Annotated in this window: 2 protein-coding genes (1 of these 2 cut by a window edge); both read right to left on the reverse strand. The window is 48.5% G+C overall.

The genetic code is table 11. The annotated features are described in order from the left end of the window. Positions 1-12,069, reverse strand: coding sequence for a non-ribosomal peptide synthetase (locus tag DRB05_RS22160; protein ID WP_128728841.1), 12,069 nt, complete (start codon positions 12,067-12,069; stop codon positions 1-3). Beyond that, positions 12,069-16,932, reverse strand: partial view of a non-ribosomal peptide synthetase gene (locus DRB05_RS22165; protein WP_128728842.1) — the 3' portion only. The gene runs 4,964 nt beyond the window's last position; the window shows 4,864 of its 9,828 coding nt (coding positions 4,965-9,828); its start codon lies off the right edge, out of view; it ends in the stop codon at positions 12,069-12,071. The genes DRB05_RS22160 and DRB05_RS22165 overlap by 1 nt, the downstream gene beginning before the upstream one ends.

A 16,932-nucleotide genomic window follows, 5' to 3' on the forward strand; every position in this document is an offset into this window, starting at 1 on the left:
CTAGTGCAACACATAGTTGCGCTCAATTATGTTAACCAACTGCCCCACTTGCTCGGCTTGCAGGCAGGACAAATGATCTCCTTTGACTTCATAACAAGAGAGAGAGTGACTAAATGGTTTCCATCCCATGTCTTTATTCACAGGACGGCCTTCAAATTCTTGTGTTTGCTGTGTTTTTACAACGCAGATTGGGGTGTCGCTAAGCATAGACGGCATCTCAATGTTTGCTCGCAGTTGGGCACTAAAAACTTGCTGAAAGTGGCGTAGATGCGCATCACTAAAATTAAATCCAGCTTGGTGTATCCAACGATTGAGATAAGCAATGCGTGCTGAAGCATCACCTTGCTTATAGGCATTGATTTCAGCATCAGAGACATTAAGGCGAAAAAACGCTATTAGATTATCCAGCATCATTTGTGCGATTTGTGCTTCATCCAAGTTAAGCGCTGGGCTGCTTGGTACAGGCGTATCAATCACAGTTACCGAGCAGCCAATTCGACTTTGTTGCTCAAGTAAAGTGGCAAGTTGATAGGCAATAAAGCTACCAAAAGAATGTCCGACCAAATGTACTTGTTCACCAAGTTCAGCGCCTGCTAACACATTCAAGTAATACTCTGCGGTGCGGCCAATAGAAGTTAGCGTCTCCGGTTCCTCGGCGAGCGCCTCTGGCTGCAAGCCATAAACGGGTATACGGCTATCAAGCCCATTCACTAACGCATGAAATGCCATAAGCCAACCTCCCGCACCCGCAATCAACACCACTGGTGTAAAACCAAGCTCCCCCTCTTGCAAACACACTAAGGTTTCAAGCGATTGGGGTTTGCCATCGCGTTCGCTAAGACCATCTCTCAATGCTTGAACATACTGACTGAGCCTACGCACGGTTGGATGCTCAAACAGTGCCGACAGCGGCAAATTGAGTTGTAGGTGCTGATTAATATCACCCACTAAACGCATCGCTAATAGCGAATGACCACCTAAATTAAAGAAGTTATCGTCAAGGCACACGCCATCCACTTGCAAACGACAGGAAAACTGCTGCGCTAATTGAGTTTGTAGTGGTGTGAGCCTTTCCTGCTTAGCCTCTTGCCGCAAGGATTGAGGCGAAGTGTATGATCTGGCCAGCGCAATGAGCTGTTTGCGATCGACTTTGCCGTTCGTTGTCAGCGGAAGCTGGCTAATTGATTGGAACAACTCAGGGACCATGTAAGCGGGTAGTACTGCGCGTAACTGCGCTCGCAGAGCTGCATCACTCACTTCCGTATGCTGCGCTGGCTGCACAAATGCCACCAATTGCGCGTTGTTACTGCTATCTTCACGCACCACCACAGCACAAGCAGCAACCTCGTCTAGCAGCTGAAGTTGCCGTTCAATCTCACCCAATTCGATGCGGTAACCGCGCACTTTAACTTGGTCATCACCACGGCCTAGATACAGCAATTCATTTGAGGCTAAGCAGCAAGCGCGATCGCCAGTTTTATAAAGTCGCTGGCCGCTATTTGGCTCAATAATAAAGGCCTGCTGCGTCTTTTCTTCGTCATTGAGGTAACCTCTGGCAAGGCCAATACCCGCAATGTATAAATCGCCTTCCACACCGGTGACCACCGCTCGGAGCTGTTCATCAAGTAAATATAAAGACAAACCCTCGACGGGCTGACCGATTGGCACGCGTGCACCGCTGAAGTGCGTGACATCATTAAGCGTTGCCGAAATAGTCGCTTCGGTCGGGCCATAGGCATTCATAATTCGAATACGGTCGCCGTAGCGCTGCTGCCATTCGGTGAGCGCGGCAATCTGCATTTGCTCGCCTCCTATGGTGATGATCCTCAGCGAGCTTGGCAAGGTGACTGAAGTCGCTGCAAGTTGATGCCAATACGCCGTTGGTAAACTCATCAGTGTTAACTCGGCATCTTGGCTTAATTGTGCCAGCTTGTTGGGATCCAATATGTCGTCTGTCGGTGCCATCACCAAGGTTGCACCACGAAGTAAAGTACAAAAAACTTCTTCGGCAAACACATCAAAGCTCATGCTAGCAAATTGCAGATAATTGTCGCTGGGTGTAATCGCATATTGCGAGGCTAATGCCTGCACATAATTAACGACACTGGCATGCTCCACCATCACCCCTTTTGGCATGCCCGTGGTGCCCGAGGTGTAAATTACATAACAGAGGTCGTCAATCTGGCATGGCGCAGTAAAGCAACGACTAGGCTGCTCGGCCAAAGCGCCCTGAATACTATCTAAATCGACTTGAGGCACCACCAGCTCCGAGCTACCCTGCCAATATTCTGTTTTAGTAATCAGCATGGCTGCATTGGCATTTTGCAACAGCAAACGACGTCGAGACTCGGGTAGTGTTGGTGCAATTGGTAGATAAGCCGCACCCAATTTAAGCACCGCAAGCATAGCCACAATAAGCTGGTAATCCGCCTCTAGACACAGGCCAATAATAACGGGGGCTGTACTTAGCTCTAATCGTGATGCAAGGTAATGGGCGAGCTGATTGGCGTCTTTATCCAGCTGTGAATATTGATAACAGCGAGCCTCCCCAGAGGCGGTACTATATTCACGAATAGCAATATGCTCAGGAAATTCAGCAGCAACTTGAGCAAATAAATGCTGAATAGGTAAATTTGGCGTTTGATATTTCGCCGCTTGCGTCAGTGAAAAAGTAGGCAGAGGTAATGCCTTGCTGTACTGCGCGTGTTGAGGCTGCCAAGACAATTTTCCGAGTGTTTGCTCAGGCTGTTGTGTCGCAGCTAACATCAGCTGCTGCATCGCCGCAAGGCTTTGCTCGATAAACACTTCATCAAAGCATTGCTGCTGATAGCTCAACGTGAGCGATAAACCCGCCCCTACGCCGACCACAAAGGTCAATGGATAGTGTGTTTCGTCAACTTCACTTAAGGTTGTTGCGATAAATGGCAGCGCAGCGCTATTTTGTAACGGATCTTGCGGATAATTTTCAAAAACATACAAGCAATCAAACAATGGACTGTCGTTTTCAATACCCGACCATTGATGAACTTGTGTCAGTGGTGTATGCGGGTGCTGCGTTAATGCCGTAAGCTGCGACTTCACTGCTTGCAGGTAATCTTTCACACGCGCATTTTGATCTATCGTTACATGGACCGCTTGCGTATTGATATACAAGCCAACGCGCTGCGCCATTCTACTAAGCGCTGTAGGTCTGCCCGCGATGGTTTGACCAAATAAGGCATACGGTTCGTTGCAGCAATTTGCCACCCAATACGCCCAGAGCCCTTGGATAAACTGATTGACGGTAAGTCCTTGCTCGCTCGTAAAGCGAGTCACGGCATCTTGCAGCGATTGCGGTAAAGTCACACTAATTTCTTTAACACCAGCCGCTTTATTTTCAGTGCGATTTTCAGTGTGAAGTACCTTTTCGCTGAGTAATGTGGGCGTGGTAACTCCACCCAAATACTCCCGCCAAAACGCTTCGTCGCGGTCAACATGCGTATGCAAATATTCGATATGATCGCGGAAATTATCTACCACAATGGGGCGTAACTCACCTTGGCAACGAGCTTGATAAAATGCCACTAATTCAGCAAATAATATCGGTAATGACCAGCCATCCATGATGAGATGATGATAAGTCCAAACCACCCCAACATTGCCATCCTCAAAAGCAATTAACCTCAATCGCATACAAGGCGCTTGTGAAAGCCTAAGCGGCTCGGCAAGCTCCACCGCGGCCTGTGAATTCACCATGTACGATTGTTCTTCTGCAATAGCATCACTGTGCACCAGCGTCAGAGGTACATCGGCATGTTTACAGACCACTTGCAGCGGCTCGCCAGCAACGTCTATAAATGCCGAGCGTAATATGCTGTGCTGCTTAATCAATTGCTGCCAAGCGTAACTCAACGCCTCAATATCCACACAACCTTGTAGCAATAAGCTGGTTTGCTCGACGTAAGGTAGCGTGCTTTGAGTGTGCGTCTCACGTGCCGTTTGACTGTGGAACCACATGCCTTGTTGCAAACCAGTTAGAGGGTAAATATCCTCAACTTCCTCGTCAAATTGCCCAAGTATGCGCTGTAACTGCCGTTCAGAAATGCCGCTGAGAAGTGCAAAGTCACTGACTGTGTAATGACGTTGAGGCTGGGATTGGCAATGCTCGATGACCTGAATTAGACTTTCGAGTATCTCTTTACTTAATCGTTCCGCTGCTTCAGATGCCAAGCGCTGGCTGTCAAACTCTAACGTTAACGCCAGTTTACCATCCACGACCGCCGCTGTTAGCTGCGCTCCAAAGTAACTGAGATTTGACTCTGCAACCAAAGTGCCTGTCGACTCACTAGCATCTCCCAGCAAACCTTGCTGCTCAATAACTGTATCTAGCTGGCCTAAATAGTTGAAAAACAGTAAGTCTCGGGTATCAATCTCAAGCGATGAGCGAACGTTTGGCTCTGGGTGTAAATACCGCGCTGCACCATAACTACTGGCGACTTTAGCGCTCCTTTCAAGCTTTGCCTTGATACTACAAATCACATCATGCAAGCGGCTGCCATTACTAAATAACGGCATTGGATAGAGCGCCGTTAACCAGCCAATGGTTCGGCTGCTATCCAGTGCCTCGGTCAGCAACTCGCGACCATGCCCTTCTAGCATGATCACTTCACTGCCTGCACCACACTTTTGCGCACACCAGGCAAGTGCACTGAGCAGCAGTGCTTGCGCCGTCGTACCATAACTGGTGTTGGCAGATCCCAATAATGCACGGGTGTGCGATGCTGATAACGTGTGGCGAGCTTTGGCTATGGTTGGAGTCGCGCTTGTATCTTTTAGGCCCAATAAGTGTGAGCTTTCAGCCAGCGCAGCCACCTTCTGCCATTTACGCAAATCACGCTCATTAGATGCAAGTTCACGATAAAAGTCTGCAAGTTCTGCTAAGTTTGCACTTGTGGCTGGAAGCTCCAGCGGTACATTGTTTGTTTGCTGCTGTAATAGCTGGCTCACATCTTCAAGTAACACACGCCAAGAGACACCATCCACTAGCAAGTGATGTGCGCTAAACAGCAAGCGATTGTTGGCTTCGCCGTCAGGCGTAACAAATAACACCGCTTTAAACAGTGGTGTGCCAGTAAACGCAAAACCTTGCTGCACTTGTTCACTGAACTCGCTCAGCTCAGCTTGCCATGCGTCACGCTCAAGCGTATGCGCCGTAAATACCTTTTGAATATCAATACCATCACGTACAAATAGGGTATTTTCATCCGCAACCACCAAACGTAGCGCGTCATGCTGGGTGAACAGATATTTTACAACTTCCATAAGCTGCACTGGTGTAACGAATTTATCTACACTCACCAACACGCTTTGATCCCAGTGACTGGGTTTGGCAAATTGCTGAGCAAAAAACCAATGCTGAATTGGTAATTTATCGAGTTGACCAACCAATGGCTGCCTTTCTTTACCTATCGGCACCAGAATATCTTGCTGGACAAGTCTTGCAGCAAGCGACGAAACACTGGGGTAAGTAAACACGTCGGTAGCACTCACTGGTAACTTGAGTGCTTTGGCTTTACTGGCGATTTGAATACTCAAAATAGAGTCGCCGCCTAAAGCAAAATAGTCGTCTTCAGCGGTCATGGATGGCGTATTTAATACCTGCCGATAAATCGCCAGTAACTGAGCTACGACGCTGTTAGCCTGTGGTGTGACCGCGCTCTGCTCGGTTACCGTGATAATCTGTTGAGTTTTACCAAGTGTTGCCAAGGCACGATGGTCAACCTTGCCATGCGGTGTCAAAGGTAGCCTTGCGAGCATGACAAAATGCTCTGGCACCATATAACTTGGTAGTCTTTCCTTTAGCTGGGCTTGAAGCACTTGAGGCTCAGTTGTTGTTACCACAAATGCCTGCAACTGTGGCTGCCCTGACGCGCTTGTGGTTATCTGAACCGCACATTCTTGTACGCTCGATAGCAGCCCAATTTGCTGTTCAATTTCGGCCAGTTCAATACGATACCCTCGCAGTTTTACTTGTCCATCGTTACGACCCATATAGGCGATACGGCCGCTGCTAAGCAGGCGAACCAAATCTCCCGTTTTATAGGCTCGCACCGTGTGCGAGGGAGAGACTTGTAGCTCAATAAAACGCTCAGCACTAAGCTGTGGTTGATGTAAATACCCTCTAGCAAGTCCCGCTCCGGTTATATATAACTCCCCAATCATCCCCGGTGGCACAGCTCGCAGCTGTGGGTCTAAAATAAATAGCTGGCTATTGTCGACGGGCAAGCCGATATCTGGCACCTTTCCGTCAAACTCAACCACACCTGAAGTCGCGACCACCGAGGCTTCGGTGGGTCCATAGTTATTGACTAGGGTAAATCCGTACTCTTTTGCTTGCAGTGCACCAAGTTTATCGCCGCCAACCAATAAATAACGCAAGCTTTGTGGATTAAACAAAGACTCAGTGAGCAGCGCTTGAGCGATTGGCGTTGCAATAAAACTATGCGTGACTTGGTGTGTATTGAAACAGGCTGTTAATTCGGCCGGTGACTGTAGCACCGCTTTTGTCACACACACGAGGCTCGCGCCAGCACATAAATAAGGCCAAATTTCCCATGTTGCCGCGTCAAAGGCCGGGTTGGCGGTTTGACTCGCTACGCTATGATCATCCACCGCAAAGGCTCGCTGATGCCAACCACATAAATTCGCCAACCCTTGATGGGCTATCATCACGCCTTTAGGATTACCTGTTGTGCCTGAGGTATAAATCACATAGGCCAGCTGCTCCGCTTTAACTTTTGGAAACTGCTGAGGTAGTGATATTGTCGCAAGGCGCGCTTGCACGTTGGCGTTATCAACACACATAACATGTGGGGAGCGATATTCAGCCTCAATGTCGTTATCATCTAACTCTGCTACCTCAAAGCGAGCGGCAAACTCACACTTTGTTAAAACCAGCGCAGCGCTGCTGTCTTTAGCGATGTAATTGACTCGCGCTTGAGGGTAATGAGGGTCAACAGGTACATAACATCCACCCGCTTTTAACACAGCCAACATCGCCACAATGAGATCTGCGCTACCCGTCATCGCAACAAGCACAGACTGCTCTGGTTGCAGCCCTTCGCTTAATAACAGCGCCGCCAATGCCTTGGCTCTTTCATTAAGCTCACCATAACTCAAGGTTTGATTTGAGTTTGTGTCAATTACTGCGAGCCGCTCAGCTTGTGCAGGCTCTGCCATATGTCGCTCAATTTGCTCAAGCACTGACTGCTCGAAATGTTCCGGCGCTGATTTGCCTGAAATCGCATGATTCTCTAGCGGCTGCTCCTTGCAAAGTTTTATATCCGCAAGCGGGCACTCAGGTTGCGCGAGTAATTGCACTATCACGGCATTAAAACACTCTGCAATGCTAGCTACGCTTTCTCTTTCAAATAATCCACTGTTGTATAGCCAGTGCAATCTCAACCCTTGCCCATTTACTGTTGCGCTGAGCTCTAGATCAAACTTGGCACGCGCGTTTTCCGACGCTAAAACTTCCGTGCTGAGCCCCACAAACTCTGGTGTGTGCTGTGGCTCGGGATTAAACGCAAAACTCAACTGGAAAACACTTTGGTGACTTAGCTCTCGGCTAACACCAAGATGGTCAATGAGCTGCTCAAAGGGGAGTGATTGATGTTGATGTACTTGCTCAATCTGCTCTTTTTGTATATCGAGTAGTTGGCTGAAACTCTGCTGCCAATCGACCTTCACGCGAATTGGCAAGGCATTGACGAAAAAGCCAATCAACTGCTCCACTTGTGGGTGATGCCGCCCTGAAAATGGCGCACCAATCACAATATCATCCACTTGGCTAAACTTAGCAAGCATCACCGCATACGCGCTATGCAACCAAATAAACGGGGTTATTCCCAAACGCTGACAAAACTGTTGTAGCCGTTGCCATGTTTCAACGCTTAGCTGCTCAGTAAATGCTTGCGCGCTATTGTTCACGGCCTGCCCACGCGGCGTATCGAGCGGTAATTGATGTAGTGGCGGCGCACCATCAAGGTGCGCAGACCAAAATGCCATGTCTGCACTTTGCTGCGCGCCTTGGCACTGTGCTCGATGCCAATGGGCATAATCCGCGTATTGCACCTCAGGTGGCGCAATCAAGTCATGGGCAAGTTCACAGCCTTGGGTGTAATGGGCATAAAACTGTGTGAGCTCTCGCATTAATACTTCAATAGACTGAGCATCACTAGCAATATGGTGCATATTGACGATAAGACGATGATAGCCTGATGAGAATCGAACCAGAGTTGCACGGATCATTAGATCTTTACTAAGATCAAAACCCTGCGCTTGGTCGTCTCGTACCGCACGCTGCCAAAGCAAGTTTTGCCACAGCGGCGATTGTGTGGAGACGTCAATAAGCGTAACAAAATGCTCAGGCAAAGCCACAAGGTACTGTTTAGGCTGACCGTTGGTGTTGGTAATAGCCGAGTGCAAAACCTGATGCCGTGACAGCACCTTTTGCCAACTTTGCTCGAATGCGCTCAGATCAAGCTTTCCTGAAAACGCCAATAACGCTTGAATTTGATATTGCTGGCTGCCCTGCTGCATTTGATCTAATGTCCATAAACGCTGCTGAGCAAAAGACAACGCTACACCATTGGTTTTATCCACCACAGCAATAGTACTTAGCTGCGTGTCTTGCTTTTCAAGTGCAGCCGCTAAACCTTGTACTGTAGGGTGCGTAAAAATCGCTTGCAGCGGTAACTCAATTTGCAGCGTTTTGCGAATATGATTTGCCAGTTTTGCAGCAAGTAGCGAGTGTCCGCCGAGTCTAAAAAAGTCGTCATAGCGACCAACTGACTCGCGCTGCAGTATCTCGGAAAAATAGCTTGCAAGTTGGGTTTCAAGCTCGCCAATCGGTGCTTCATAAGTGTTTTCGTTAACGCTTGTATCAAGTTGCTGCAATAGTGCTTTTTTATCTACTTTGCCATTGCTGGTCAGTGGCATGGCTGCCACCGCTTGCACTTTGGCAGGCAACATATGGTCGGGTAAATTTTGTTTTAAAAACTGCTGCATGACTAAAGTGATGTCGTCGAACTCGACCTGTTTGTGTAACACCACAAAGGCGCAAATCCAGACATTTTCTGGGTCTTGCCGATTTAACAGCACAGTGACCTCAGCCACTTCGGGATGATGGCGCAACTGGTTTTCAATTTCGCCTAATTCAATACGATAACCCCGAACCTTTACTTGGTCGTCAATTCGGCCAACGTAGCTCAGCTCACCGCTGGCCATTAGCCGCACGAGATCGCCCGAGCGATATAGCCGCTGATCAGGTGCTGCACTAAATGGGTTTTGAATAAAGCGAGTTGCGTTTAATTCGTCACGTTGCCAATACCCCCGACAAACCCCCTCGCCCCCTACGTACAACTCGCCCACGGCACCTTGCGGCAAGAGCCTTTGCTTGTCATCAAGTACATAGCAGCTGGTGGTCGGAATAGCACGACCTATATTACTGGTGCCGAGCGTCAGATCCGCAGGCTCCAGCGCTTTAAACGTAACATGTACCGTGGTTTCAGTAATGCCATACATATTGATTAACTGGCAATTTGGTAACTGCTGTGCCCAAGGTTGTAGCTTACTCGGCTGTAGCGCTTCACCACCAAAAATTACGTACCGCACTGCACATTCACTCGCCAAGTGACTGTCATTGAGTAGCGTGGCTTGTAGCGCGTAAAACGCACTTGGTGTTTGATTTAAGACCGTAACCTGGGCATCAACCAACAGCTGAGCAAAAGCTTGGGTGTCTTGCGCAGTGGCTTTATCCACAACCACAAGACGACCACCAAAGAGTAACGCGCCATACATTTCCCACACAGAGAAATCAAAGCAGAAGGAATGAAACAAGGTCCAAACATCTTGCTCATTAAAATCGAATAAGTTGGGCTCAACATGGAGTAACCGCACCACATGACGGTGCTCAATTTGTACGCCTTTTGGTCGCCCTGTAGTGCCAGAGGTATAGATAATATAAGCCAAATCTTGCGGCTCAATCTGAATAGCATCAAGCTGCTTGAGAGCTTCGCGGCTGACCTGACGTTCTGCCTGTGACACATTAATTAGCTGGTATGAGAGCTGACTAAACTGTGCCTGCGTGGCGTTATCACAAAGCAGCCATGGGCTTTGCACGTCTTCCAAAATATATTCAATGCGTTCTTGCGGGTAGTCGGGATCTACTGGCACGTAGGCGGCACCCACTCTAAGCACTGCCAGCAAGGTCACTATCATCTCAATGCTACGTGATACACTCACCACCAACATGGTTCGTGGCGTGACCCCTTTCTGTAACAGCATTATCGCCAGCGCATCGACTCGGGTATTGAGCTCACGATAACTCAGCACAGTCGTGCTATCTTGCACGGCGGTATGTGTGGCAAAGCGCTCGACATAGCGCGTGAATAAGCTGGTGATAGTGTCTTGCTTAGGCCAAGTTGCCCCATGGCATTGCGCACCCGTTATTAAAGCTTGCTGCTGTTTTTGACTCAGTAACGCAAGTTCACCAACGGCGGTATGAGGCGCTGTAACACACGCCTGAAGCAGCGTATAAAAGCAATCCGCCCAATGTTTGATGGTCTCTTCAGTGTAAAGATGACCATCAAACTTCCAATGTAAATAAAGTGCCTGCTCATCAATCACCGCATTGAGTTCTAAGTCGCACTTTACTGGAGTGCTGTCCGCCTGCTTTTTTTGCACTTCTTGAACCGATAACCCCGGAAGTGTAAAAGCGCGCTCATTACGGGTTTCCAGTGTAAATAATATTTGTACTAGCGGGTGGTGACTTAAATCTCTTGGAGCGCCAATCGCTTCAACCACTTTATCAAAAGGAATATCGCGATATTCAAACGCCGCTAGGTTGAGGGCTTTTTGTTGCTGCAACCATTGGCTAAATGGCATATCACTTTCGAGCTTTGCTTGCATCACGAGGGTATTAACGAACAAGCCAATTAACGGCGTTAATTCAGGGTGATGACGGCCAAGCTCTGGCGTGCCAACAACTACCTGCTGCGATTGCATAAGCCTTGCGATAAACAACATAAAGGTATTGAGCAGCCACATAAAGGGGGTCAGTTGGAGCGACTTCGCTTGTGTCGAAATCGCCGCAAATAACGACGTATCAAGCGCTTGGCGATATACTTTCCCTGTTAATGACTGAATCGCAGGACGAACAAAATCACAAGGCAATGACTGCAACGGCGCTAATTCGCTAAATTGCTGTTTTAGTTGCGCCAGTGGTGCTTCGATGCGCTCTGGCGTTAGCTGTGCTCGCTGCCACTGGCTAAAATCACTATATTGCACCTGCATAGTTACAAGCGGCGTATAAGGTGCGCCTATGTGTTTGCGATAGCCAGCTTCTATCTCTTGTGCAAGTAGCGCCATTGAAGCCCCATCAGAGACAATATGATGCATATTAAATGCAAGGTGATGTTCATCGCCATCACTCACCACCAGCACGCGAAGCAAACAATCATGAGCCAAGTCAAAAGGCTTGTTTTGATGTGCTGCGATGCGCGAAGCAATGTAGGCTTGCCTTGTCTCCTCAGCTGCTACACTGGCATCAAGCCACTCGAACGGCGCACTAATATCATCCGTTATTTGCAGCTGGGGTTGGCCATCTTGTTCATTTTTTACAAACCTAGCGCGCAGTATGTCGTGGCGTAGCACCACATCTTGCACAGCGCTACGCATTGCGGGAATACTAAGCTCGCCGCGTAACAAAAACTCGGCGGGCATATAATACTGTTTGCTGCCTTGCAACTGCTCTATAAACCAAAGTCCCTCTTGTGCAAAGCTCAGCGGTAAGTCCTTCCCCGCATTTGGCTGCGCGATAATATGCGGTGAAGATTTCGCCATATCACGGCTTTGCTGCTGAAAGTAAGCAATGATCTCTGATTTATATTCAACTACTTGCTGTTTTAACTGTGGAGGAAATCCAGCGGTTTGCTTAAATGCCAAGCCACCGTTTTTTTCATACAAGGTCACGCCAGCTGCTAATGCTTCTGCGATCAATGCCTCTATCTGTCTTTGCTGTTCATTCATCACAAAAACATCTCCTCAGACTGACCGTTTACGTCCGCCGCTTTGGCTGCACGATGGATCTCACACCAAGTTGCAAGTGCGCTTACGCTTGGCCGCTCGAACAATATTTTCAAGGTGATGGGCACCTCAAGCGCCTGTTCAATTAAGGCAACCGCTTGGCTTGCTGATAAAGAGTGCCCCCCTAATTCAAAAAAGTTACTGTTAATATCTCGAACTTGGGTATTGAGCACTTGAGCAAAAACTTCTGCCAGTAGCGTTTGTAGTTCAGTCATGGGAGCTAAAGGTGCTGTAAGCGCTTGCGTCTGTTGCGACTGCACCAGTTGTGCAAGTGCTCCTGCGTCTACTTTGCCGTTATTGGTAAGCGGCATAGCGGCTAGAGCATACAGTTTGTAAGGCAACATATAACTTGGCAGGACCTCTGCTAACGAGGTTAAAACCTGAGTGTGTAGCGCTTGTTCAAGCTCACAGATGGCATCACTGTGCGATGGCGTAGTTAGCACCATACAGGCCAGTAAGTTATCTTTACTTTCGTTGAGTAACACATGTGCTTGTTGCACTGCATCTAGTTGCTCAAGCTGGGCTGCGATCTCATCAAGCTCAATGCGATAACCACGCAGCTTAATTTGATTGTCTCGACGACCAATAAATTGCAGCATGCAAGGGCAACCCTCTTCATCTAGCAGCCAGCGCACTTGGTCGCCCGTCTGATAATAACGCTGTGAGTCATTGTTCAAAGACAATGACACAAATCTACTGGCGCTGAGTTCAGGCAACCCAAAATACGCCTGAGCCACATTATCGCCTGCGATGTATAGCTCACCGGGCATGCCCATAGGCACAGGCTGTTGATGCTGATCCAATACCACCAAATCAGTGCCTTGAATGGCGTTACCAATTGGCACAAAGCGCTGTGATTGCTGTGCAAGCGCAACCGCATCTTGGCCGCTACAGCGATACACACAGCACCCAACCGTTGCTTCTGTTGGGCCATATTCATTGTAAAAATGAGCCTGAGGCACCAGTGCCCCAACTTGAGCTACCACGCTGCTAGATAGGGCTTCTCCCCCCACCACAATATGGTGCGCAGCATTGCTCGGTTGTAATCGCGCCAGCACGCCTTGCAAGTGGGCTGGAGTTACCTTGAACAGCAGCGCCTCATCGCGCGCTAAACATTCACTTAGCTCTGTGATTAACTGCCCGCCATCGCTTAACAATACAACGCCAAGACCATTAACCAGCGCGCCCCATAAGCTCGTTACTGTCGCATCAAATGCTAAAGGTGTGCTGACAATACTCTCATGTAAATCGCTTTTGACATAACTGCGGCTCACGTGCTCAAGATAAAGGTGCAAGTTGCGATGGCTTATCATCACGCCTTTGGGTTGCCCCGTGGTGCCTGAGGTATAAATCATATAAGCTGGCGCATCAATATCGCTTAATGGCGCAAGCGCCTCTACAGGCATGTTCTGCCAATCCTGCTCGATGTCTATTAGCATCACACGGCAGCTGAGAACTGTGCTGTTTGGAAGCAGCGCTGAGGTGGTGATAAGGCAAGTCGCTTTACTGTCACGCAATATATAGTGCTGACGCTGACTCGGTGCATTGGGGTCAAGCGGCACATACATAGCCCCAACTTTTAAGATTGCCAACAGTGCCACAACTTGCTCACAGCTTGGCGCTAAGCTCATTGCTACCTGCGACTTTGCTGTTACGCCTTGCTCAATCAAGTAACGCGCTAGCTTGTTACTTTGTAGCTCCAATTCGCCAAAACTTAACCGCTTGCCAGTCATATCTCGTACAGCATTATGGTGCGCCCGGTGCTGAGCAAAGTCTCGTATTTTATCGCTGATAAACCAAGGAGATTGCGGCTGTGCTTGCGTGGCAGACGTTAGCTCGCTGAGTGTTTTGCTATCGACTAATGGTAAGGTATTTACGCTTTGCTCAGGGCTTGTGAGCGCAGCATCAATTAAGGTTACAAAAGCATCAACCATCTCCTGCACGCTAGTGTGTTTAAACAAGGCTTTGGCATAATTCCACTGCACTGCAATCTCACTGCCAAATTCTTGTGCATTGACTTCTAAGTCGAACTTCATTGCAGGCTTAAGATCAAGCTGTTGCTCGATTTTAAGATGAGGTAGCTCGAAGTCACTTTGTTCGTTATTTTGTAGTGCAAAGAGTATTTGTAACACGGGTGAATGCGCTAAGCTGCGCGGAGGATTAATGGCATCAACAAGTTGTTCAAAGGGTAAACTCTGATGGGCAAACGCCGCTAAAATCACCTGCTTTTGCTCACTTAGCCAATCGTTAAATGAAGGCGACCCCACTTTGCGAGTGCGAATAGCTAAGGTATTCACAAAGCAACCCAGTAATCCCTCTAACTCTTTTACCTCACGTCCGGCAATGGGCGAGCCAATGACAATATCCTGCGTTTGACTAAGACGAAGCATCAACAGCGAAAAGGCACTTTGCAGCCACATATACAAGGTTACCCCTTGTGCTTGGCAATGCGCTTTTATCGCCTCAACTTGCGACGTCGTAAGGGTATGGCGAATACACTCACCATCAAGGGACTGAACTTGTGGTCGCTCAAAGTCCAGCGGTAATTCATGAACAACAGGACACTGCTGCAACTGAGTTTGCCAATAGGCAAGATCAGCCTGATAGCTATCTTGCTGTTTTTGCTGCCAGTAGGCAAAGTCTGCATACTGCACCGCTAGTGGTTTAGCGTATTGCTCTGGCACGGGATACGCTGGCGTTTCACTAAAGTGCCGATAAAACGCCACAAATTCTTTCGCCAGCAGCGCCATTGACCAACCATCGCTGGCAATGTGGTGCATGTTAAACAAAAGTCCAAATTGGTTGTGACTAAACTGTACACAGATAACGCGCAGCATAGTGTCTTGGCATAAATCAAAAGGCTTGCTGAGCGATTGCTGCTGTAATGCTTGCCAACGCAGCTGTTGCTCTGCGTTATTCAGCCCAGACAAATCCACTAATTCCACAGGACAGGCTACTTGATCACGAACCTGCTGCACAGCACCGTGCTCACCACTTGCAGGAACGATGACCGTACGGAGCACTTCATGACGTGCAACAATCGCGCTTAACGCTTGCGTTAAAGCGTCAATATCTAAGGCACCTTCACACCAATAGCTCGCTGGCATATGGTATTGCAGACTTTGCTCATGTAACTGGTCGATTAACCATAAACGCTGCTGAGCAAAAGAAAGGGGTAACGCTTGGGCTCTTGATACCGGCTCAATGGTATTACTGTGCGCAATCATCGAACTTGCGGTTATCACTTCAGCAAACGCTGCAATACTTGGCGCATCAAAGAGTTGTGGCAAGGTGATATCTCGCTGCTGCTCACTGCGCACTCGGCTGATCACTTTTATGGCAAGCAGTGAATGCCCGCCTAAGTCAAAGAAGCTGTCGTTAATACTCTCTACTTGACTCGGCAGTAGCTCACGATATAACTCAAGTAAATAACGCTGTGTACCTGTGAGCTTAGACCCATCAATTATCTCAGCGGCCTCTTGGCTTTTCGCCTGTGCCTGATAGGCTAACTGTAATGCTTGCTTGTCTACTTTTGCGTTTGCAGTCAGCGGAATATCAGCAACGACATCCAGCGCGGCAGGTAACATGTAACTAGGCAGCGACTGCGATAAAGCTTGGCGCAACTGCACAAGTGTGAGCTTAGCCTCGTCATGTAAGACCACATGAGCCACTAGGCTTTCTTGCGCTTCATCAACACTCACAGCGCAGCTTTTTACTTGCGTCAACGCGTCGATTTGATGGGCGATTGCCACAAGAGAAATACGGTAGCCGCGCAGTTTGACTTGCTCATCTAACCGCCCCAAATAACAAAGGTAGTCAGCCTCTGCGCGCGCATTCGCCTGCCACTTTGCCTTGTCGCCACTGCGATACCAACGCATGCTTGAAGTACCAGACGCAGGCACCGCTTGATCAACAAAGCGTGCTTGCGTCACACTCGCGAGATTAATATAACCTTCACACACCCCTTCTCCCGCAAGCCAAAGCTCTCCGGGCATATTAGGTAAAGCCAGCTGACCAAACTCATCGACTACCGCAAGGGTCATATTATCGATAGCATGGCCAATAGGCACTTCTTCGTGGCCCGCTAACAAGTGGCGCGACTCACGGCTTACAGCATAGATACTACAGCCGACTGTTGTCTCAGTTGGGCCATATTCGTTTATCCACTGAGCATTAGGGAGCTTATCCATCAGCTTATTGACCAAAGCTGCGCTCAGCCCTTCACCGCCAACCACAAATCGGTGAGCAATATTGCTATAAGTTTGTGCGTCACTTAATGCCAATACCGCGCGTAAGTGAGCCGGTGTTAACTTGAATAATTTAGCTTCCGTCGCGGCAAAAATCTGTTCATGTAATGCAGGCAACAATTCGGCGCCTGTGGGGAGCAGCTCAAGCTCTCCGCCTCGCATTAAAATAGGCACTAAGGCGGTTACCGTCGCATCAAACGCCAGCGGTGTACTAAGTACTGCTTTGGTTATATCGCCGGATTGTGGTAGGTAACGCTGAGACGCAAAACGTAGATAATTATTGAGGTTGCTATGACTAATGGGCACCCCTTTTGGCTGCCCAGTTGAACCTGAGGTATAAATAACATAGGCAAGCTCGGCCTCTTTAAATGCAGCAGCGTCTTCATCTACCAACAAACTGGTATCGTAAAACGCAAAATTCCCCTCGGCTTCAAACAAATCATCAAGCAACAAAAAGTCACTACTGGCTTCAATCAAACGCTCGGCATCTTTACTTAGCGCCAGCGTCAATACGATATCTGCATCATTCATGATGTAGGCTAAGGTATCGGTTGGCGTG

Source organism: Pseudoalteromonas sp. A757 (assembly GCF_004103285.1).
GTDB lineage: Bacteria > Pseudomonadota > Gammaproteobacteria > Enterobacterales > Alteromonadaceae > Pseudoalteromonas > Pseudoalteromonas galatheae.